The sequence below is a fragment of the Corynebacterium sp. AOP40-4SA-5 genome (assembly GCF_052377355.1).
Lineage (GTDB): Bacteria > Actinomycetota > Actinomycetes > Mycobacteriales > Mycobacteriaceae > Corynebacterium.
Window position 1 is genome coordinate 1 of the sequence record NZ_JBQSWS010000027.1, and the last position, 21,139, is coordinate 21,139.

Consider the following 21,139-nt stretch of genomic DNA (forward strand, 5'->3'; position numbering starts at 1 on the left):
CGCGGGGGCACCACCGATCGGAGTTCACCACCGCGAAACGGATCGGAAATGCCCCGCCGGTTCACTGGGAACCATGATTGACACCGTTCCCGTCACCACAGTCGACGACCTCAACAGGATGACCCCCACCGAGGTCACAGAGATGATCGGCGCCCTGCTCTACTCGCCCCCGCTCGGCGCGGCCATTGCCGCCGCCGCACCTTTCCGCAGCCTCGAGCACCTGCTCGACGTCGCCCACCGTGAACTGCTGCGGCTGCCACGCGTCGAGATCATCACCAGCATCCAGTCCCACCCGGTCCTCGGGGAGAAGACGACCGACTCCTACTCGCGCGAGGAGCAGGCCTTCATCCTCGACTCCCCTCCCGAGGTCCTCGCCGAGATCTCCGACCTGGCACGCCGCTACGAGGCACGGTTCCACCACATCTTCCTGGTGTGCGCCCAGGGCATCGGTGGCAACGAGGTCCTCCTGCTGCTCAAGCGGCGCCTGGAAAACCCCACCGTCGGTGAATGGGAGACCACCGTGCGCGAGCTCGGCAGGATCAACGCCCTGCGGCTGCGCACGGTGGTCGGCTGATCACACGAGGCTGACCACCCCGTAGATCACGAGCACGAGGGCGAAGGCGACAACCGACTCGATGGTCTGCTGGACCGTCCACACGCGCAACGTGGTCTTCACGTCCATGTTCAGCAGGCGTCCGACCAACCAGAAACCAGAGTCGTTGACGTGGCTGGCGATCACGGAACCCGCGGCCAGCGACATCACGACACAGGCCACCTGGACAGCCGACATGTCGCTCGACGCCACACCGTCGGCGACCAGGGCCGCCGCGGTGGTCAGCGCCACCGTTGCGGAACCCTGTGCCACGCGGATGGCCGCGGCGATGAGGAATGCTGCGACGATGAGCGGGATGCCGAGGGAGTCGAAGGACTGGGCGATCGCGTCGCCGATACCCGTCGCACGCAGCACGCCGCCGAACATGCCGCCGGCACCGGTGATCAGGATGACGGAACAGACCGGACCGAGGGCACCGTCGATCGTCTTCTCGATGGCGGTTCCGCTCTTGCCGCGGCGCAGGCCGAGCGCGACGATCGTCACGAGGACGGCGATGAGCAGCGCGACGGGCGTCGCGCCGACGACCTGGACGGCGTGCACCCAGCTGGCGTCCGGGTCCACCACGCCGATGGAACCCAGGGCGTCCAACCCGGTGTTCAGCAGGATCAGCAGCAGCGGCAGGACCAGCAGGAAGACCACCAGGCCCGCGCTCGGCGGCTTCTCGATCTCCTCTTCCTCACCGACCATCTTCGCGAACACCGCGTCGGGCACGTCGATGCGGTGACGCTTGTCGACGACCTTGCCCCACAGGTGACCGGAGATGAACCAGATCGGGAACGCCAGGATCAGACCCAGGATCATCACGATGCCGAGGTTCGCGCCGGTGAACTCCGTCGCTGCGACGGGCCCGGGGTGCGGCGGCAGGAAGACGTGCATCACGGACAGCGCGGCGGCGACGGGGATACCGACCGCCAGGAGGTTGAGCCCGAGGCGGCGTCCGACCGCGTAGATGATGGGGACCATCAGCACGAATGCGGCGTCCATGAAGATGGGGAAGCCGACGAACAGGGCGGCGACACCGAGGGCGAACGGTGCCCGGTCCTCGCCGAAGATGCTGATCATCTTGTCGGCGAGTGCCTTCGCTCCGCCGGACGTCTCGACGAGAGCGCCGAGCATCGCGCCGATCGCGACCAGTAGGGCGACGTTGCCCAGCGTCCCGCCGAAACTGCTCACCATGGTGTCGACCAGGTGCTCGGCGGGGATACCGGCGACGATCGCCGTCAGAAGGCTGACGATGACCAGGGAGAGGAACGCATGGAGCTTGAGCTTCATGACCATGAACAGGAGCAGCGCCACGGCGACCACGGCGAGCCCGATGAGCCCTCCGGTGCCGAGCCAGCTTTCCCAGCCGGTCTCTTCGATCCAAGGCATTGTGGGGTCCTTACGTCGTTGGGATGGGGGTTGGGCAGGGGGTTGGGCAGGGGTGCGCCGGCCGCGCGGCGCGGCGCGTCCGGGTCACCATTCGGCGAAGGACCCATCGGCGTGCCGCCAGATCGGGTTGCGCCAGCGGTGTCCGGTCTTCGCCCGTTCGATCACGTAGTCCTCGTCGATGTCGATGCCGAGGCCGGGACCGTCCGGGATCTTCACCATGCCGTCCTCGTAGGCGAAGACGCTGCGGTCTGTGATGTAGTCGAGCAGGTCGTTGTCGGCGTTGTAGTGGATGCCGAGGCTCTGCTCCTGGATGACCGCGTTGTAGCAGTTGGCGTCCAGCTGCAGGCAGGTCGCCAGGGCGATCGGCCCGAGCGGGCAGTGCAGCGCGAGGGCGACGTCGTAGGCCTCCGCCATCGCGGCGATCTTCCGGGTCTCGGTGATGCCGCCGCTGTGGCACGGGTCGGGCTGGATGATGTCCACCGCCCCACTGGCCAGGACGTCCTTGAAGTCCCACCGGCTGAACAACCGCTCACCCAGGGCGATCGGTGTCGGGGTCGCCCGCATCGTGTCGAGCAGGGAGTCGACGTTCTCGCTGAGCACGGGCTCCTCGATGAACATGAGGTGGAACTGCTCGAGTTCGCGGATGAGGGTCTTCGCCATCGGTGCGTGCACACGGCCGTGGAAGTCCACCGCGATGCCGATGTTCTCACCGACGGTCTCCCGGATCGTCGCGACGTTCTCGACGGCGCGGGTGACCTTGTCCCAGGAGTCGATGAACTGCATCTCCTCGGTGCCGTTCATCTTCACCGCGCTGAAGCCACGGGAGACCGCGTCCGCGGCAGCCTTCGCGGTCTCCGAGGGACGGTCACCGCCGATCCAGGAGTACACGTCGATGCGGTCGCGCACGCGACCGCCGAGGAGCTGGTGGACCGGCAGGTCGTGCGCCTTGCCCTTGATGTCCCACAGCGCCTGGTCGATACCGGCGATCGCGCTCATCAGGATGGGTCCGCCACGGTAGAACCCGCCGCGGTACATGACCGTCCACAGGTCCTCGATGTTCGCGGGGTCCTGGCCGATCAGGTAGTCGGAGAGTTCGTCGACGGCGGCGCACACGGTGGCGGCCCTGCCCTCGACGACAGGCTCCCCCCATCCGACGATCCCCTCGTCGGTCTCGATCTTCACGAAGGCCCAGCGGGGTGGGACCTGGTAGGTGGTGACTGCGGTGATCTTCACTGGTTGTTCTCCTCGTGCTTTTCCTGGCTGCTTTCCTGGTGGTTGTTCCAGACGGTCATGAGGTCGCGGGCGGCCTGTTCGAGCTCACCGGTGCTGCGACCCGGGCTGTAGAGGGTCGACCCGATCCCGGCACCCCGGGCACCCGCGGCGAGCCAGTCGCCGAGGTTGCCGGCGTCGATTCCGCCGACGGGCAGGAACTGGGTTCCCGCCGGCACCACGGCCGACCACGCCTTCATCCCGGCGATACCGACGGACGGTGCGGGGAAGAGTTTCAACGCCCGTGCACCGGCGCCGAGCGCGGCGAAGGCCTCGGTCGGGGTCGCGACACCGGGATACGGTTCGAGACCGAGCTCCACCGAGCGGGCGATCACGGCCGGGTCGGCGTTCGGGGCGACGACGATGCGTCCACCGGCGTCACGGACCCGGTCGACGTCGGCGACCGTGACGACGGTCCCGCCACCGACGACGACGTCGGGAAGACGCTGCGCCAGCAGCTCGATCGAGGTGAAGGGGTCGGGAGAGTTGAGGGTGACCTCAAGCCGGCGGAAACCCGCCTCGCGCAGGGTGTCACCCACCGCGGGCGCCTCGGCGGGAGTGAGCCCCCGCAGGATGGCGATGAGGCCGGTGGGCGGAAGCTGGTCTGGTCTGGTCACGGGTTGACTCCAGGATCGGGGGACGAAGGGTGGGCGGGTTCTCGTGTCTCGACGGGCACCACCTGCACACCGGTGGGTGCATGTGCCGACAGCTCGTCGCGCAGGTACGGGCCGAGTTCCGCACGCCGCGCGTCGGTCATGCGGTCCGCCGGCCCGGTGATGCTCACGGCCACGTCCGCGCCGTGGGGACGGGTCAGGGCGACGGCGACGCAGCTGATGCCGCGTTCGTTCTCCTCGACCTCCTCGGCCCACCCGCGGGTACGTGCCTGGTCAAGGGCCTCGGCGAGCCGCTCGACGCTGACCTCCGGGGCGGCGTTCACCGGCAGGTCCGTCTGCGCCCGGGCATCTGCGACGTAGGTTTCGAGGTCGGACGCGCCGGCGCCCTGCGCGGCGAGGAGTGCCCGGCCGAGGCCGGTGCGTGCCGACGGCGCCAGGTTGCCGACGCGCGACCAGACCCGCAGCGGACGGTCGGGGTCGACCTTGTCCAGGTAGAGCACCTGGGTCCCGGACAGCGTGCCGAGGTGCACGAGTTCACTCGTACCCTGCGAGAGGTTCTCGAGCAGGGGCCGCATCATCGCGGGCAGGTTCTCGTCGCGGTGGAACTCGAGTCCGAGTCTGAGCGCGCTCGGGCCGAGCCGGTAGCGCTTCCCCTCGGATTCCCGGGCGGCGTAGCCGCGGAAGACCAGGGCGCCGAGCAGTCGGTGCGCCGAGGGCTTCGTGAAACCGGTCTCCCCCGCCAGTTCGGCGAGCGTGGCCCCGTCGGGACCGGCCTGGGCGAGGAAGCCGAGGAGGATGAGCGCCTTGTCGACGCTCGCCACGGGGCTCACGTCCTGTTCTGCCGACATCGGCGCCTCCTGGTCGCTCGCCGGCTCCCCGGCGACACTGATACTGTGTTACGTAATGCAGAATGTACGTTACGCTATGCGGAACGTCAATGCCGAGATCTCCGCCCCAGACGCTCGAGAAGGACACCCCATGAACGCCCCCACACCCACCCCACGCCGAGACCCGACGGACCGTCCGGTGAGCGCGCAGGTGGTGACCATCGGCGAGACCATGGCGATGATGCGCAGCGGCCAGGTCGGATCCCTCGCGCACCTGCCGTCGGTCGACATCTCCCTCGCCGGCGCGGAGTCGAACGTCGCCATCGGACTGCAGCGCCTCGGCGTACAGGCCGCATGGGTCAGCCGGGTCGGCCACGACCCGCTGGGCACCCGGGTGATGCGCGAGATCCGGGCCGAGGGTGTCGGGGTGCACTGCCGGGTCGACCCGGAGCGTCCGACCGGCCTGATGCTGAAGTCCCGCCCCACCGCGACGACGACCCGCGTCGACTACTACCGGGCCGGCTCCGCCGCCTCGGCGCTCTCCCCCGCGGACCTGCCGGACGCACTCGTCGAGGACGCCGACGTCCTGCACCTCAGCGGCATCACGCCGATGCTGTCGGAGTCGGCGGCGCGCGCGATGACCGCGGCGGTGGACCGCGCCGTCGCCGCAGGGACCCGGATCAGCCTGGACGTGAACTACCGTTCCCGGCTGGGCTCCCGCGAGCGTCTGGGTGACCTTCTCGCCGGCGTCCTGCCCCACGTCGACATCGTGTTCGGCGGCCCCGAGGAACTCACGATCCTCGCACCGGGCCACGCCGAGGACGACAACGAGTACGACGAGGCCGACCTTGCCGCGCTGCTGCGCGCGGTGGCGACCCTGGGGCCTGCCGAGGTCGTGGCGAAGCTCGGCGCGGACGGGGCGACCGCCCTACGCCACGGAGAGCTGACACACGGCCCCGGACAGGTCGTCGACGTGGTGGACACCGTCGGCGCCGGCGACGCCTTCGTGGCCGGCTACCTCAGCGCCGTCATCGCCGGCGCGGACTCGGCCACGCGCCTGGACCGGGCGAACTCCTGCGGCGCCTTCGCGTGCACCACCCCGGGGGACTGGGAGAGCGCACCGTTCGCCGAGGACCTCGCGGCCGGACAGGACGGCGGGGACCCCGTCTCCCGCTGAGCCCCTCCTGAATCCCCCTGGATCCCCCCAGTACGTTGCCGGTGGACCTAGCGGGCGTCCACCAGGTCGATGATGAAGACCAGGGTGCGCCCGGCGAGCGGGTTGCCGGCACCGGCCGGGCCGTAGGCCAGCTCCGGCGGGATGGTCAGCTTGCGACGACCGTTGACCTTCATGCCGGGGATGCCGTCCTGCCAGCCCTGGATCAGGCCGGTCAGCGGGAACTCGATGGTCTGGCCACGGTCCCACGAGGAGTCGAACTCCTGGCCGGTCTCGTAGTCCACGCCCACGTAGTGGACCTCGACCATGCCGCCGGGCACGGCTTCGGCGCCGTCACCGACGGAGATGTCCTCGATCACCAGGGAGGACGGGGCGGGGCCGGACTGGGGCTCGATCGTGGGCTTGCTCATGGAGGTACTCCTGTGGGTTCGCGGTCGTGCTAACCGAACCAGATTAGCAGGCCTGCGTGACGCGCAGCCCGCGCAACGCGAAAAGGCAGGACGCCCCGTCCCGCGTGGTGCGGGGCCGGGGCGTCCTGCCCGTGTGCGGACGGTGCGCGCACCGTCCTGCGTTCCTGCCTGTGTTCCTGCTTGGGAGGCGGTGTCTAGCGCTTGTCGCGCGGGACGAAGGAGCGCTTGCTCTCGCCGGTGTAGATCTGGCGCGGGCGGTTGATCTTCGCCGACGGCTCGTTGATCTGCTCCAGGTAGTGGGCGATCCAGCCCGGCAGGCGACCCATGGCGAACAGCACGGTGAAGAAGTCCGTGGGGAAGCCCATGGCCCGGTAGATCAGGCCGGTGTAGAAGTCCACGTTCGGGTACAGCTTGCGGGAGATGAAGTAGTCGTCGTTGAGGGCGATGTCCTCGAGCTTCATCGCGAGGTCGAGGAGGTTGTCGCCACCGAGGTGCTCCAGGATCTCGTGTGCGGACTCCTTGACGATCGCGGCGCGCGGATCGTAGTTCTTGTACACGCGGTGACCGAAGCCCATGAGCTTGACGCCGGGCTCCTTGTTCTTCACGCGGTTCATGAAGTCGGTCGCGTCGCCACCGTTGGCGTGGATCTCCTCCAGCATCTCCAGGACGGCCTGGTTGGCGCCGCCGTGCAGCGGGCCGGACAGGGCGTTGACGCCCGCGGCGATGGAGGAGTAGATGTTCGCGTGCGAGGAGCCGACCATGCGCACGGTGGAGGTGGAGCAGTTCTGCTCGTGGTCCGCGTGCAGGATGAGCAGCTTGTCCAGTGCCTTGGACAGCACCGGGTCGACCTCGTAGTCCTCGGTCGGGTAGCCGAACATGTTGCGCAGGAAGTTCTCGCGCGCGTTGAGGTTGTTGTCCGGGTACATGTAGGGCTTGCCCTTGGACGCACGGTAGGCGTAGGCCGCGAGCATCGGCACCTTCGCCATCAGGCGGTGGGTGTTCTTGACCTGGAAGCCCTTGTCCAGCGGGTCGAGCTCGTCCTCGTAGTAGGTCGCGAGGATGTTGACGGACGAGGCCAGGACGTTCATCGGGTGCGCGTTGCGCGGGAAGATCTTGAACTGGCTCTTGAAGTCCTCGTCGAGCAGCGTGTGGCGCCGGATGTTCGCGTTGAACGTCTCCAGCTCCTCGTTGTTCGGCAGCTCTCCGTTGATGAGCAGGTAGCTGACCTCGTTGAACGTGGCGTTGTTGGCCAGGTCGGCGATGTCGTACCCGCGGTAACGCAGGATGCCCTCGCCACCGTCGATGTAGGTAATCTCGGAGAGAGTGGAACCTGTGTTCACGTAGCCGGGGTCAACGGTGGTCAGACCGGTCTCGGCGAGCAGCTTGCCCAGCGCGAATCCGGAATTGCCCTCGTTGGCCTTGACGATCGGCATTTCGTATTCGCCACCGGGGTAGTGGAGAACGGCCTTGTCCTGGTTGTCGGAAGCCATTGACAGCCCTTTCGTTTATTCAGGTACTTCGATGCTTTCGGTTATGCCCCGGGACGGAGATCACCGTCCCGGGGCCCGCCTCGAACCGAGCGGCCCGAGGTGAGGAAATCTCACGGAGCGGACCGTCGACGATCGTGGGATAGGACACACTGTACCGAATCCCCCCGGAGCCGACACAGTAGGGTCGTACGGTATCCCCGTCAGCCACCCCCGTTGCATCCCGGAGTGTGGGACAACATGTCCCAGAGACGCCCTCACCGGCTAGGCTGGCGGAGTTCCCGAACCACCGTGCTTGGAAGACTAGGAAGAGAGCCAGGAAAGCCGATCATGAGCGACCAGTTCCCCACCCTGCCCGAGAACCTCCTGCCCGCCGACGGCCGATTCGGTTGCGGCCCCTCGAAGGTCCGCCAGGACCAGATCGACGCCATCGTCTCCGGAGGCCGGGGCGTCATCGGCACCTCCCACCGCCAGCCGGCCGTGAAGAACCTCGTCGGTTCCGTCCGCGAGGGCCTGTCGGACCTGTTCAACCTGCCCGAGGGCTACGAGATCATCACCTCCCTCGGCGGCGCCACCGCCTTCTGGGACTCCGCCTCCTTCGGCCTGATCCGCAACCGCTCGGCGCACCTGACCTACGGTGAGTTCTCCGGCAAGTTCGCCTCGGTCTCCAAGAAGGCCCCGTGGCTGGACGAGCCGCAGGTCTTCGCCTCGGAGCCGGGCACCGCCCCCTCCCCCTCCGAGCTCGACGGTGTTGACGGCGTCGACCTGGTCGGCTGGGCGCACAACGAGACCTCCACCGGCGCGATGGTGGACGTGAAGCGTCCCGCGACGGACGCGCTGGTCGCCATCGACGCCACCTCCGGTGCCGGCGGACTGCCCGTCGACATCGCCGAGACCGACGTCTACTACTTCTCGCCCCAGAAGTGCTTCGCCTCGGACGGTGGCCTGTGGTTCGCCGCCTTCTCCCCGGCCGCCCTGGAGCGCGTCGAGGAGATCGCCGCCACCGACCGCTACATCCCGGCCTTCCTGGACCTGAAGACCGCGGTGGACAACTCGCGCAAGAACCAGACCTACAACACCCCGGCCGTGTCCACGCTGCTGATGATGGACGCGCAGGTGAAGTGGATGAACGCCAACGGCGGTCTGGACGGCATGGTCGCCCGCACGTCCGAGTCGTCCTCCACCCTGTACAGCTGGGCGGAGGCCCGCCCGGAGGCCTCCCCCTTCGTCGCCGAGGCCGCGAGCCGTTCCCTGGTGGTCGGCACGATCGACTTCGACGACTCGGTGGACGCCGACGTCATCGCCAAGACGCTGCGCGCCAACGGTGTGCTGGACACCGAGCCCTACCGCAAGCTGGGCCGCAACCAGCTGCGCGTCGGCATGTTCCCGGCGATCGACCCGGAGGACGTCAGGACGCTGACCTCCGCGATCGACCACATCCTCGACTCGGGCATCGCCTCGCGCTAACCCGAACAGGACGTACCGTCAGGTCCAGACCCCTGACTCACCCCCGGAAGCTCACCGTCTTCCGGGGGTTTTTGCGCTACTGTGGCGGAAAACACCGAGTGGATGATGGAGGTCCCACCGATGCAGGAACTGCGGTTCGTCCAGGACGACAGCGACCGGGCGTCCCTCGTTCTCCGCGTGGCCGACAGTGGCGCCGAAGGCACTGACGGGGAGGACGCGACCCCCGGGTTCTTCCTGCCGGTCACCGACGAGCTCACCGAGTTCCTGGGCACCCTGGTCCAGCCTGCGGCGGAGTCCGTCTCAGCGGACGCCGCACCGGAGACCGCCCAGGACGCCACCCAGGAGACCACCACGGCGGCCGAGGCGCCGGACGCGGCGGAACCCGCCGTCATCCCGGTGCGTGAGCGCGTGCACCTGCGCCCGCGCGACATCCAGGACCGCATCCGCCACGGTGAGACCGTGGAGCAGATCGTCGCGGAGACCGGCATGGAGGACCGTCGCGTCCGCCCCTTCGCCGTGCCGATCGCGATGGAGCGCCACCGCATCGCCGAGATGGCGCGCGACGCCCACCCGGTCCGTGCCGACGGGCCGACGGACGCACCCCTGCGCGAGGTGCTCGCCGGCGCCTTCGCCGCCCGTGGCGAGAGCCTGCGCGCCGCCGAGTGGTCGGCGGCGATGGACTCGTCCGACCACTGGGTGATCTCGGTGAGCTGGACGAAGGGCAACCGGGAGGGCGCGTCGCGGTTCGTCGCCGACTTCCGCTTCGTCCCGGGTGAGGACGGTCCGGCGACCGCCGAGCCGGTGAACTCCGTGGCGTCCGACCTCATCGACCCGCGCTTCGAGCGTCCGGTGCGCACGGTCTCACCGGTGGTTCCCTCCAGCCGCGGGGAGGACGACACCCCCGCCACCGAGGAGACCCGGCCGGACACCGCCGCCGTCCATGACCCCGCCGAGGACACCGGGCCGGCTGAGACCGACGGGTCCGACGAGCCCACCGGCGACTCCTCCTCCGGGGGCGGCGCCGACGCCCCCGTCGACCTCTTCGGCCGCCGCTCCCACCCCGCGGGCGGTGGCGAGGACCCTGCCAAGCGCAAGAAGAAGGCCGTCACGCCCCACTGGGAGGACGTGCTGCTCGGGGTCCGTACGAACCCGCGGGCAAACGGCCGGAACAAGAAGAAGTAGACCACGGTGGGATCCCCTGACACCGTCGTCACCCTCTGGTTCGCCAGCGCCGCCGTCCCGGTGCAGGTGCTGCGCGCCGAGCCCACGCCCGACCGTGGCTTCGCCCGCAAGTACCTCGCCCAGCTCGGCGTGCGCCTGAGCACCGAGGGTTCGGCGAACACCTTCGGCGATTTCTCCTCCCCCACGCACATCGGCGACTTCGACATGAACCGCTCGGCCCCGCCCGGCCGCGCCGAGTTCTACATCGGCGGCTACCCCGGCCTGTCGCTGGTGCAGACCGTGCTGCCGGAACCCTGCCTGATGTCACAGGTCCCGGCACCGCTACGGGAACTCATCGCCGCCGCGGACCTCTACGTGACCTGCCGGACGCCGGACGACCCGGACGGTCTCGGCGGTTTCGCCCACTGGTCCGGTGGCACGCTGAAACGCGCCTTCACCGCCACCCGCGACAAGATCTACGAGGACACCGGCCTGCCCGAGCCCTTCGAGGCCCCGTTCTGGGAGGGCAACGTGGAGGCCACGGGCATCCAGCTGCCGTTCCGTCCCGGTGAGTTCGCCGCCGCCGCCGAGGAACACTGGCTGGGGTTCCGGGTGGAGCGCGAGGGCATCGACATCCCGGTGTGCGCCTTCGCACTGGACGGACGCGCCGCACCGCGTGCGGTGCCCGGCGACTCCCGGCCGGCGTCGCGGCCGCGGACCTCCCAGCACCCGCAGCGCCCGCCCAAGCCCCAGAACCCGCTCCCCCCGGGCTACGACGACTACGCCGAGGGCAAGGAGTCGGCGGTGCGTTCGACCTCCGACCTGCTCAAGGGCGCCACGGTGTCCGCGGTGACCGGGGTCGGGCGCGGCGTGGTCGGCGGGGTACGTCTGCTGCAGACCGGGGCGCACAGGATCGGCGACGAGGTACGCCGCCGCGCCCGCAACACCGGGCGGTAGCGTCAGAACTGTGCGGCGTAGAAGCCGATCGCCGCGGACGTCGCCACGTTGAGCGAGTCGGTGCCCGGAGCCATCGGGATCTTCGCCCGCACGTCCGCCGCGCGCATGGCGTGCTCGGTCAGCCCGGGCCCCTCCGCACCGACCATCACGGCGACCTTGTCGGCGCCGGCCACGGCCTCGGCCAGGGTGTTGTCCGTGTTCGGTGTCATCGCCACCACCCGGTAGCCACGCTCCTGCAGGTCGGCGAGACTGTGCTGCCACGTCGTCGGCCGACTGCCGAGGTGCGCGAACGGGGTGCGCAGCACGTGCCCCATCGACACGCGCACCACCCGCCGGTACAGCGGGTCGGCGCACCCGGCGCCCAGCAGCACCGCACCGACGTCGAGGCCGGCGGCGTTGCGGAACAGCGCGCCGATGTTCTCGTGGTCGCCGACGCCCTCCAGCACGGCGACGACCCGGTTGCCGGCCGGCAGGGCGTCCAGCACGTCACTGGCGTCGGGCTCGTCGACCCGGTCGGCGGTGGCCACCAGCCCGCGGTGCATGTCGAAGCCGGCGACCTCGGCGAGCACCTCCCGGGTGACCTCGTAGAAGGGCACGCCGTCGAGCCCACGGGCGACGTCGGGGTCGGACGCCGCGGCGTCCTGCAGCTGTTCCAGCCGGTGGGCGAAGCCCACCACGCAGCGCACCGGGAAGCGCGACGCCGCCAGGCGCGGCACCACCAGATTGCCCTCGGCGACGACGAGGCCGCGGCCGCCGGGCAGGTCGGGACGCTTGTCGGAGGAGTTCAGGTCACGGACGTCGTCGAGACGGGTGTCGGACGGGTCGGTCACGGGGACGGTGCGGCTCATGGCGTCCTACCCGATCGCATCCATGATCGGGTCGATGCCGAAGAAGACCACAAACAGTGCGGCGACCAGGTACATCAGCCAGTGCAGTTCCTTGGCACGGCCGGTGACCAGGTACATCACCACGCAGGCGATGAAGCCCATGCCGATGCCGTTGGCGATGGAGTAGGTGTACGGCATGATCACGATCGTCAGGAAGGCCGGCAGGGCGACCTCGAAGCGGGTGAAGTCGATGTCTGCGACCTGGGCCATCATCATCGCTCCCACGATGACCAGCACCGGGGCGGCGGCCTCGATCGGCACCACGGAGTACAGCGGGGTGAGGAACATCGCCGCCAGGAAGATCACGCCGGTGACCACGTTGGCCAGGCCGGTGCGCGCACCGTCGCCGATGCCGGCGGCGGAGTCGACGAACACGGTGTTGGACGACGCCGACACCGAACCGCCGACCGCCGCGCCGGCACCCTCGATGATCAGGGCGGTGCGCAGGTTCGGCAGGTTGCCCTGCTCGTCGACGAGCTGCGCCTGCTTGCCCAGCGCGGTCATCGTGCCCATCGCGTCGAAGAAGTTCGCCAGCACCAGGGTGAAGATCAGCAGGCAGGCCGACAGTGCGCCGATCTTGCCGAAGGCGCCGAAGAGGTCCACCGCGCCGACGAGGCTGAGGTCGGGCATGCTGCCCAGGGAGTCCGGGATCGCCGGGGTGGCCATCTGCCAGCCCTTGCCGGCGTCGCTGTCGAAGGGGCCGGCGAGCGCCTCGACGATCATGGCGAACACGGTGGTGGCGATGATGCCGATGAACAGTCCGCCGCGGACCTTCTTGGCCACCAGGATGCCGCAGACGATCAGGCCGACCACGAAGATCAGGGTGGGCCAGGAGGCGATGGAGCCGCCGTCGCCGAGGCCGACGGGCACGGTGGTGCCGGCGGCGTCGGGCACGCGGCGCACGAAGCCGGCGTCCACCACGCCGACCATGGCGATGAACAGGCCGATGCCCACGCTGATCGCGGCCTTCAACGAACCCGGGATGGCGTTGAACACCGCCTCACGGAACCCGGTGACGGCGAGCAGCACGATGATCACGCCGTCGATCACCACCAGGCCCATCGCCTGCGGCCAGGTCAGGCCCTCCGTCGCAACGAAGGTGACGGCCACCAGGGTGTTGATGCCCAGGCCGGCGGCGATGCCGAAGGGGTACTTGGCGAAGACGCCGAAGGCGATGGTCATCACGCCGGCGGCCAGGGCGGTGACCGCGGCCACGCGGGAGGTGCCCAGCACGTCGCCGTTGCCGTCCTCCACCGTCCCCAGGATGAGGGGGTTGAGGATGATGATGTACGCCATCGCGAAGAACGTCACGACACCGGCACGGACCTCCGTGCCGACCGTGGAGCGACGCTCCGTGATGTGGAAGTACCGGTCGAGGGCGCCGGTGGGTTCTGCGCCGGACTCTTCTGCGCCGGTCGTCTCGACCGAGGATCCCGTGGAAGCTGACATAAGAAGTAAGAATCGCACCAGGCAGGCCCGTGTGCAACCGGTGTGGCAGCATGGGACACATGACCCCCCGCGTTCCCCTGGCCCCGCGCGGCGCACCCGGCGCCCTCACCCTGGCCGGCACCGTCCTGACCTCCACCGTCCTGGTCGGCGCACTGGCCGCGTGCGCGACCGACGGGCAGGACGGTACCCCCGGCGGTTCCGGCACCGGGTCGGTGCCGGAGTTGTCCGCCGAGGTCCTCGCCGAGCACCCCTTCGACCCCGACGCCTTCACCCAGGGCCTGGAGGTCATGCCGGACGGCGACCTGCTGGTGTCCACGGGGCTGAACGGACAGTCGCGGATCTACCGCGCCCCGGTCGACGACGCGACGTCGCCCACCGTCAGCGAGGACCTCGACGAGCGCTACTTCGGCGAGGGCGCCACCGTGCACGACGACACCGTGTGGCAGCTGACCTGGAAGTCCGGGGTGGCCTTCGCCCGCGACGCCGAGACCCTGCAGGTCACCGACGAGGTGTCCTACGACGGTGAGGGATGGGGGCTGTGCTCCGACGACGAGCGCCTGGTGATGTCGGACGGCTCCTCGGAGCTGACCTTCCGCGATCCCGAGACCTTCGCCGCCACCGGCGGGGTGGAGGTCACCCTCGACGGCGAGCCCGTCGACCAGCTCAACGAGTTGGAGTGCACCGGCAGCGGGGACGACCGTACGGTGTGGGCCAACGTGTGGCACTCCGACCGGGTGCTGCGCATCGACCCGGACTCCGGGGAGGTCACCGGCGTGGTCGAGCTCGACCTGCCCGCCGGCGACCGCGACGGGGCCGACGTGCTCAACGGCATCGCCGCGGTGCAGGACGAGCGGGACGGGGACAGTTTCCTGGTGACCGGCAAGCTGTGGGACACCCTCTACGAGGTGCGTTTCAGTGAATGACCGTGGGGCTCGTGCTGGGGTGTCCAGGGGTGGAGCTCGGGGTGGGGTGATGGCCCGCTCCGCCAACCGGGTCTCCGGGTTGATGGGCGCCGACGGTGCCCGCGAGTCCGGGCTCACCGCCCTGATGTACACCTCGATCGCCAACTTCGCGGTGGACGCCGTGCTGGCGGTCTCCCTGGCCGGCACCCTGTTCTTCTCCGCCGCCGAGGCGGAGTCCCGGACCTCGGTGGCCGCCTACCTGCTGGTCACGATCGCCCCGTTCGCACTGCTCGCCCCGTTGATCGGCCCGGCGTTGGACCGGCTGCGCACCGGCCGGCGTCTGGCGTTGTCGTTGACCTTCGCCGGACGCGTCCTGCTGGCCGCCGTCCTGCTGCAGAACTTCGACTCGTGGATGCTCTACCCCGCCGCACTGGGGATGCTGGTGCTCAGCAAGTCCTACGGGGTGCTGAAGTCCTCGGTGACCCCACGTGTCGCGCCGGACGGCCTGGACCTGGTGCGCGCGAACGCGCGGCTGACCATCGCCGGGCACATCGGCGGCTCGCTGGTCGCCGGTGGTCTGGCCGCGGCGATCGCCTACCTCTTCGACCCGCGGGCGGCGCTGTGGCTGCTGATGGTGGTCGCGTTGTCCGGCATCTACGGCTGCGCGCTCATCCCTGCCAGCGCCGAACGCGGACGCGACGAGGTGACGGTGAGCCCGTTCGTGCCGGAGGGGCAGGCAGGCGGCCGCGCGGTGACCGGCTGGCGTCGGGCCGTACGCGTGCGCTTCCCCGACGCCGCCCGGACCTGCCTGTGGGCCACCGCCCTGCAGCGTTGCGGCACCGGGTTCATGACGATCTACATCGCCTTCGTCGCCAAGTCCTCGACCGACCTCTCCGGGTTCGAGCAGTTGTCCATCCTCGCCGCCGTCGGCGCGGCCGGCGGGGTCGGCACCTTCGCCGGCAACGCGCTGGGCTCGCGGATCCGTTTCGCCCGCCCGCAGGCGGCCGTCCTGGTGCTCGGCGCGGTGTCGATCGCCACGGTGGTGCTCGCCGCGGTGTGGGACGGCACGCTGACCGCGGCGGTGGCGACCGCGGTGCTGTCCCTGGGCAGCGCGATGTCGAAGGTGTGCCTGGACGCGGCGATCCAGTCCGGGCTCGACCAGTCCGCGCAGGCCTCGGCCTTCGGCGTCTCCGAGACCGCACTGCAGCTGTCGTGGGTGTTCGGAGGCACCTTGGGCATCCTGCTTCCCCCGGAGCTCACCGTGGGTATGGCTGTGCTGGCCCTCGCCGGTACAGTGATGTACGTCAACGTCATCGCCGCGTCACGGGGTGTCGGTGCCGGGGCCCTGATCGGCCGGGCGAGGAGTTCCCGCTGAGCCGGTCCACCCCGGCCCCCGCACACCCGATCCGACGCCGACAGGAGTTCCCCACCGGATGAGCACGGACAACAACAACCCGCCGAAGAAACAGACGAAGAAGCAGCGTCGTCGGGCCGCCCAGCGCAAGCAGCTGATGACCTTCGGCGCGATCGTGCTGCTCGTCGTCGTCGTGGCCGCCGCGGTGCTGGGCTACCAGCACTGGAGCAACAACCGTCCCGGCACCCAGCCGGAGGATCTGCGGGTCACCGTCACCGACGCCTCCGGCGAGGAGCAGGAGTACGCCCCGTACTCGGTGTGCCAGCTGTTCACCGGCGACTGTGACGAAGGTGAGCCGACCGAGGTCGAGCTCGGGCCGGACGACGAGATGACCGTCTCGCTGCCGGAGGAGGTCTACGACCACGACTGGACGATGCTCCAGATCTTCGACGACCCGGCGGTGAACACGGAGAACACCTACACCGGCAACGAGAAGACCGAGGTCACGATCAAGGGCTCCTCGGACACCGCGGGCGAGGACGACGAGAACCCGCGCCTGGCCGTGGTGGAGATCCACTCCTCACTGGTCGGTGACGACGACGGCGAAGAGGTCGCCTTCGGCGCGGTCTGGTCGTTCACCCCGGCGGGGTAACCGGCCCCTCCCCCTCTACCCGCCCCGCCCCAGTTCAGAGAGCAACCCCACAGGATGGTTCCACCAACCTGTGGGGTTGCTCTCTGCGTCAGTTCTCTGGGTCAGTTCTCTGGGTCAGCTCTCCAGCTCGCTGGCGATGGTGCGCAGGATCTCGGCGACCTGGCGTCCTTCCTTACGGTCGGGACGCCGCCCGGCCTCCAGGCTGGGCTGCACCCGCGACTCCAGCAGCGTGACGGTGTCCTGGACCAGCTCGTGGAGCTGGTCGGGGCTGTAGCGGTGGCCGCGCGCGCCGCGCTGGCTCCGCGCACCCTTGCCCGCACCCTTGCCAGGGCCCCTGCCACCGGACTTCTCGGCGGACGGCGGCGGCCCGTCGTCCAGCACCGAGATCCGCATGGCCTGGGGTCCCTTGCGGGCCTCGGCGAAGTCGTACTCGATGCGCTGGCCCTTGTGCAGTTCGCTGGTCCCGTCGGGCAGCACCTGTGACCCGACGTAGACGTCCTCACCCTCGGGGTTGGAGACGAAGCCGAATCCCCGGTCCGGGTCGTACCACTTCACTCTTCCGGTCGGCATGATCCTCGCCAGTCCTCTCTCTACTGCTCTCTGCTGCTCTGTCGGACTCTGTCGAGCCCTGTACTCAATGTCTGATGGGGAACCCGCTATTTTACCCGTGGGGCGCGTGGGGTTCGCATCGCAACGTCCGCCATGGGTGTGACGAAGGTCACAGTCATAAAATAACGGTTCGGTAACGGTCGGGACACGGAACGATAACGCGCTGGGCACACCCGGTTTCGGACGCCACCACGAGCCAACTCACATCCGCAACGTTCCGCCGCTACACCGCCTGAACAGCCACGAATCCGCCCAATCAGCGTGACTCAATCGTGACAAACCGTTAGTGTCGGGTCCCAGCAATGAACACCGCGGTGATCCACGGGACCGGATCCCCGCACCAACGACTCCGAAAGGAATCAACCCACATGGGACGACACACCATCCGTAAGAGCACCTTCAGCACCAAGCGCCTCGCCGTCGCCGGCATGGCCGCACTGGCACTCGGTGCCGCAGCCGCCCCGGCCGCCAACGCCGCCCCCGACTCCGACTGGGACCGCCTCGCAGAGTGCGAGTCCGGCGGCGACTGGTCCATCAACACCGGCAACGGCTTCCAGGGTGGACTGCAGTTCTCCCCGAGCACCTGGAACGGCTACGGCGGCGACGAGTTCGCGGCCTCCGCCGACCAGGCCTCCCGCGAAGAGCAGATCGTGGTCGCCGAGCGCGTCCTCGAGGGCCAGGGCTGGGGCGCATGGCCGTCCTGCTCCTCCCAGCTGGGTCTGAACTCCGCTGCCGAGCAGCGTGAGGCCCCGGGTGCCGGCACCCAGGACAACACCGGCTCCACCGACGACTACGCCGAGAACACCGGCGAGGCCGCTGCCGACCTGAGCAGCCAGACCGACGTCCTGGCGATCGACTCCGTCTGGGAGCAGATCACCGCAGCCTTCGCCGCCAACGGCATCGAGGTCCCGACCGAGCTCCAGTCGCTCTACCAGGACAACCGCGAGGCCCTGAACGACAACTACTCCGCCGCCGTCGACCAGGCACAGGGTGCCGCCGACCAGGCCAAGGCCGCAGGCGACCAGTACGCTGCCCTCGCCGGCAACCTCTTCTAGTTCTCCGCGCCGCCCGGCGGGCACACCCCTCAACACGAGGAGGGCCTGCCGCGGTCGCACCGGGCCCACCATCTGACGGGCCCAAGGTCCCACTCGTCGACGCGCAACACCGCACGACGAAAACGTCGCCCAGCCCATACCCCGTGAAGAACGGGTATGGGCTGGGCGACGTTCGTGCGCGCGGGGAAAACCGGCTAGCGGTTGACCACCGTGTACGGGTGCACGTACGACAGCTTCTCGGCGGGCACCGGGAACTCGGCGTCCCCGAAGGGGCTCAGTGCGCCGGCGTCCTCGGCGACGAGCTCGGTGACCGCGTGCTTACCCTCGGGCAGGTTCTGCGGCCAGCCCGGATCAACGTAGTGCTTCTTCTTTGCGTGAGCCATGTCCCCGATCATTCCACATCCGTGCCCGTCAGGCGACTTTCCGGCACCGTCCCCCACACCGGCGCCTACACCCGCGGCCCCACCGGCGGGTAAAGTGACCGGCGTTATGCCTGACTCCTTCCCCACCTACGCCGAGTGGCTGTCCGGCCACTCCGACGACGAGCTCGTCGACCTCCTCTGGCGTCTGCGCGCCTTCTACCCCGGGTCCCTGGGCTCGGTGTCGGACGTGGCGGCGTTGCGTCGTCTCGACGCGACCGGGCTCGCCGTCCTGCACGCCCTGGTGGACGCCGGCGCCGCCCACGACCCGGTGGGCGTCGACGTGCTGGAGGAGACGCTGACCGGACTGTGGGACGCCGCGGGCACCGCCGCCGACGCGCGCGCGGACGCGGCGACGGTGACCGCCACGGTGCACGTCCTGGCGTCCTGGGGCCTGGCCTACGGCCCCGACCTCACGGTGTCGCACGCAGAAGGTACCGCCGACCCGGGCCAGGTGAAGGTGCCCTCGCACCTGCCGCCGCTGTTCTCCGCGACGACGGACCTGCCGTGGGTCCTGGTCGACGGCTACCGCTGCCCGGTGCCCACCGAGGAGCTGCCCGGGGTCCTCGACGCCCTGCCCACCCGGCAGCGTCGCCTGCTCGACACCCTGGAGCTCTCCGGCGGCATCGGCCACTCCGCCACGCTCGACGATCCGGAGCGCCCGCTGGCCCGGATGATCTCCGCGGGCCTGCTCGACCGCGTCGACGCGCAGACCGCCCGGCTGTCCCCGCGCGTCGCGGCGTCCATCACCGGACGCGTCGTCCCCCCGCCCGGCGGGGACTTCCGTGCCCGCGCCGCGTCCGGGCGCCCCGACCAGCGCACCGACGCCACCGCGGTGGCGCGCGTGGTGGAGACCGTCCGCCTGGTCGCCGACGTCCTCGAGGAGGTCGGACGCGCCCCGGTGCGTCCGCTCAACGCCGGCGGTGTCGGCGTGCGCGAGATCGCGCGCCTGTCCAAGGCCCTCGGGCTGGACGCCGCGGTCGTCGGCGACACCCTCGTGCTGTGCCGCCACGCCGACCTCATCGCCGTCGGCCTGCCGGTGCCCGCCCCGCAGGACGCCGTGGGCAGCGGCGACTTCTGGACGCTCACCGAACGCGGTGCGTCCTACCTGTCCGCCCCGCTGTCGCGGCGCTGGGCGATGCTGCTCGACGGCTGGCGCCACAGCACCCACGCCCCGTGGCTGGCCAAGGAGCCGTCCGGCGCCGACTCGCACCTGCTGCAGGAGTCGCTGGACGCCCCGGAGGCCGCCGCGCTACGCGGCGTCGTCTCCGGTGCCGCCGGCGGCAGCGCCGTTGTGCCGACCGGTGCCGACCTGTGGCGGCTGCGCCCCTCGGTCGCCGCAGTCACCTCGGACGAGGCGGTGGCCAGCATCGTCGACGAGGGCGTGATCCTGGGGCTCAGCGCCGAGGGGCAGGCCTCGTCGGCCGCACTCGCGCTCGCCGCCGTCGCGAACTCTGAAACCGACGGGACCGAGGATGCCCAGGATGCCGAAGACCGGCTGGCCGCCGCGCTGGCGAAGATCCTGCCCGAGCCCGTCCGCATGCTCATCATCCAGGCCGACATGACCATCCTCGCCCCCGGCCTGCTCGACGGCGACACCGAGGCCCGGCTGCGCACCTTCGCCGACGTGGAGTCCACCGGCATGGCCAGCGTGTGGCGCGTGACCCGCCAGAGCATGCAACGCGCCGTGGAGCAGGGCGAGACCGCCGCCGGTATCGAGGACTTCCTCGCCGGCATGGCCCCGGACGTGCCGCAGTCCATGTGGTACCTCGTGCAGGACACCTTCCGCACCCACCGTCCGGAGAACCCCGTCGTCGGCAGCACCGCGGCCAGCGTGCTCACCGCCCCCGACGAGAAGTCCATGGCCGCCATCATGGACACCGACGCCGCCGAGGAGACCGGGCTGCGCCTGCTCTCCCCCACGGTCGCCGCCAGTTCCGTGCAGCTCTCCCTGGTCGTCGAGGCGCTGGAGGACGAGGGGGTGCGCATCAGCGTCGACGGCGACAACGGCGTGGGACGCGCCACCGCCGGACCACTGCTGTCCACCGTGCCCGACCCCGAACGTCCCGTGAGCTCGCGCGGGCAGGTCGCCGACCAGCTCGCCGGCGCCGTCGAGGGCTTCCGCCGCAGCCGGCAGGCCGGCGCCGACGGCGGCGGCAGCGGCAACAGCGCCGATGCGTCCGGCCACGACGGGGAGACCACGCGCGTGCACGAGCCGCGGGCGATCATGACCGCCCTGCGCCACGCCTACGACTCCGGCACCCCGGTGGAGATCAGCTACGTCGACGCCACCGGCTCCGCGGTGCACGAGTGGATCTCCGTGGTCACGATGAGCCCGGTGTCCATCGTGGGCGTCACCGAGGCCGGCGGGCAGTCGCTGCAGATCCAGCCGCACCGGGTGGCCTGGGTGGGAACCCCGCTGGAGTGAGCCGGAACGGGTAGAATGGTCGGGTTGCTTTTCG

20 protein-coding genes are annotated in these 21,139 nt (G+C 69.9%); 10 read left to right on the plus strand and 10 right to left on the minus strand.

The window, feature by feature from the left end; all coding sequences use genetic code 11:
- Nucleotides 1-73 precede the first annotated feature (73 nt).
- Nucleotides 74-574: a 2-oxo-4-hydroxy-4-carboxy-5-ureidoimidazoline decarboxylase gene (locus ACT3S3_RS13385; protein WP_301444259.1), complete on the plus strand. Its 501-nt coding sequence runs from the start codon at nucleotides 74-76 to the stop codon at nucleotides 572-574.
- Here ACT3S3_RS13385 and ACT3S3_RS13390 read toward each other — a convergent pair whose 3' ends face one another.
- The 4 genes from ACT3S3_RS13390 to ACT3S3_RS13405 form a co-directional block, all read right to left on the minus strand.
- On the minus strand, nucleotides 575-1,984 hold the full coding sequence (locus ACT3S3_RS13390; protein ID WP_301444258.1) for a GntP family permease: 1,410 nt from the start codon (nucleotides 1,982-1,984) through the stop codon (nucleotides 575-577).
- A gap of 84 nt (nucleotides 1,985-2,068) precedes the next feature.
- Nucleotides 2,069-3,217: a galactonate dehydratase gene (dgoD, locus tag ACT3S3_RS13395; protein ID WP_441579087.1), complete on the minus strand. Its 1,149-nt coding sequence runs from the start codon at nucleotides 3,215-3,217 to the stop codon at nucleotides 2,069-2,071.
- Nucleotides 3,214-3,870, minus strand: coding sequence for a 2-dehydro-3-deoxy-6-phosphogalactonate aldolase (locus tag ACT3S3_RS13400; protein WP_301444278.1), 657 nt, complete (start codon nucleotides 3,868-3,870; stop codon nucleotides 3,214-3,216). Before ACT3S3_RS13400 ends, dgoD begins: the two co-directional genes overlap by 4 nt.
- Nucleotides 3,867-4,715 (minus strand): IclR family transcriptional regulator, encoded by an 849-nt coding sequence (locus ACT3S3_RS13405; RefSeq protein ID WP_441579088.1) that lies wholly within the window; start codon nucleotides 4,713-4,715, stop codon nucleotides 3,867-3,869. Before ACT3S3_RS13405 ends, ACT3S3_RS13400 begins: the two co-directional genes overlap by 4 nt.
- 130 nt (nucleotides 4,716-4,845) lie before the next feature.
- On the opposite strand from ACT3S3_RS13405, the gene ACT3S3_RS13410 reads away from it, so the two are divergent.
- Nucleotides 4,846-5,871, plus strand: a complete 1,026-nt coding sequence (locus tag ACT3S3_RS13410; protein WP_441579089.1) for a sugar kinase — start codon at nucleotides 4,846-4,848, stop codon at nucleotides 5,869-5,871.
- Between the two features lie 47 nt (nucleotides 5,872-5,918).
- Here the strand turns inward: ACT3S3_RS13410 and ACT3S3_RS13415 are convergent, their stop codons facing one another.
- Both ACT3S3_RS13415 and ACT3S3_RS13420 read right to left on the minus strand, forming a co-directional pair.
- Nucleotides 5,919-6,278 carry an FKBP-type peptidyl-prolyl cis-trans isomerase gene (locus ACT3S3_RS13415; protein ID WP_441588244.1) on the minus strand — a complete coding sequence of 120 codons (360 nt, stop codon included), beginning with the start codon at nucleotides 6,276-6,278 and terminating at the stop codon, nucleotides 5,919-5,921.
- A gap of 194 nt (nucleotides 6,279-6,472) precedes the next feature.
- Nucleotides 6,473-7,768 (minus strand): citrate synthase, encoded by a 1,296-nt coding sequence (locus ACT3S3_RS13420; protein WP_444615062.1) that lies wholly within the window; start codon nucleotides 7,766-7,768, stop codon nucleotides 6,473-6,475.
- 327 nt (nucleotides 7,769-8,095) lie between these two features.
- Here ACT3S3_RS13420 and serC point away from each other — a divergent pair, with 327 nt between their 5' ends.
- From serC to ACT3S3_RS13435, 3 genes are all read left to right on the plus strand, one after another.
- Entirely contained in the window at nucleotides 8,096-9,232 is a 1,137-nt protein-coding gene (gene serC, locus ACT3S3_RS13425) for a phosphoserine transaminase (RefSeq protein ID WP_301444055.1), read from the plus strand.
- 81 nt (nucleotides 9,233-9,313) lie between these two features.
- Entirely contained in the window at nucleotides 9,314-10,414 is a 1,101-nt protein-coding gene (gene sepH / locus ACT3S3_RS13430; protein WP_301444054.1) for a septation protein SepH, read from the plus strand.
- Between the two features lie 6 nt (nucleotides 10,415-10,420).
- On the plus strand, nucleotides 10,421-11,350 hold the full coding sequence (locus ACT3S3_RS13435; protein WP_441579092.1) for a DUF6928 family protein: 930 nt from the start codon (nucleotides 10,421-10,423) through the stop codon (nucleotides 11,348-11,350).
- Between the two features lie 2 nt (nucleotides 11,351-11,352).
- On the opposite strand, the gene ACT3S3_RS13440 is transcribed toward ACT3S3_RS13435, so the two are convergent.
- Together ACT3S3_RS13440 and ACT3S3_RS13445 are read right to left on the minus strand one after the other, a co-directional pair.
- Entirely contained in the window at nucleotides 11,353-12,198 is an 846-nt protein-coding gene (locus ACT3S3_RS13440) for a TrmH family RNA methyltransferase (protein ID WP_441588246.1), read from the minus strand.
- 6 nt (nucleotides 12,199-12,204) lie between these two features.
- Complete coding sequence (locus ACT3S3_RS13445; protein WP_301443627.1) at nucleotides 12,205-13,686, minus strand: NCS2 family permease; 1,482 nt, start codon at nucleotides 13,684-13,686, stop codon at nucleotides 12,205-12,207.
- A 59-nt stretch (nucleotides 13,687-13,745) separates the two neighbouring features.
- On the opposite strand from ACT3S3_RS13445, the gene ACT3S3_RS13450 reads away from it, so the two are divergent.
- Genes ACT3S3_RS13450 through ACT3S3_RS13460 form a run of 3 tightly spaced genes read left to right on the plus strand, consistent with a single transcriptional unit; the run spans nucleotide 13,746 to nucleotide 16,594 of the window.
- The gene (locus ACT3S3_RS13450; protein WP_301443626.1) at nucleotides 13,746-14,609 is read left to right on the plus strand and encodes a glutaminyl-peptide cyclotransferase; all 864 of its coding nucleotides are present in this window, start codon (nucleotides 13,746-13,748) and stop codon (nucleotides 14,607-14,609) included.
- A 49-nt stretch (nucleotides 14,610-14,658) separates the two neighbouring features.
- Nucleotides 14,659-15,963: an MFS transporter gene (locus ACT3S3_RS13455; RefSeq protein WP_301443625.1), complete on the plus strand. Its 1,305-nt coding sequence runs from the start codon at nucleotides 14,659-14,661 to the stop codon at nucleotides 15,961-15,963.
- A gap of 58 nt (nucleotides 15,964-16,021) precedes the next feature.
- Nucleotides 16,022-16,594, plus strand: coding sequence for a DUF2771 domain-containing protein (locus ACT3S3_RS13460; RefSeq protein WP_301443624.1), 573 nt, complete (start codon nucleotides 16,022-16,024; stop codon nucleotides 16,592-16,594).
- A gap of 114 nt (nucleotides 16,595-16,708) precedes the next feature.
- Here ACT3S3_RS13460 and ACT3S3_RS13465 read toward each other — a convergent pair whose 3' ends face one another.
- Nucleotides 16,709-17,164: a cold-shock protein gene (locus ACT3S3_RS13465; protein WP_301443301.1), complete on the minus strand. Its 456-nt coding sequence runs from the start codon at nucleotides 17,162-17,164 to the stop codon at nucleotides 16,709-16,711.
- Between the two features lie 407 nt (nucleotides 17,165-17,571).
- Here ACT3S3_RS13465 and ACT3S3_RS13470 point away from each other — a divergent pair, with 407 nt between their 5' ends.
- A complete protein-coding gene (locus ACT3S3_RS13470) occupies nucleotides 17,572-18,258 on the plus strand; it encodes a resuscitation-promoting factor Rpf1 domain-containing protein (RefSeq protein WP_444626924.1) in 687 nt (228 codons plus the stop codon).
- 194 nt (nucleotides 18,259-18,452) lie between these two features.
- Here ACT3S3_RS13470 and ACT3S3_RS13475 read toward each other — a convergent pair whose 3' ends face one another.
- Nucleotides 18,453-18,641 carry a hypothetical protein gene (locus ACT3S3_RS13475; RefSeq protein ID WP_301443299.1) on the minus strand — a complete coding sequence of 63 codons (189 nt, stop codon included), beginning with the start codon at nucleotides 18,639-18,641 and terminating at the stop codon, nucleotides 18,453-18,455.
- Between the two features lie 106 nt (nucleotides 18,642-18,747).
- On the opposite strand from ACT3S3_RS13475, the gene ACT3S3_RS13480 reads away from it, so the two are divergent.
- A complete protein-coding gene (locus tag ACT3S3_RS13480; protein WP_301443298.1) occupies nucleotides 18,748-21,105 on the plus strand; it encodes a helicase-associated domain-containing protein in 2,358 nt (785 codons plus the stop codon).
- Nucleotides 21,106-21,139: the final 34 nt, after the last annotated feature.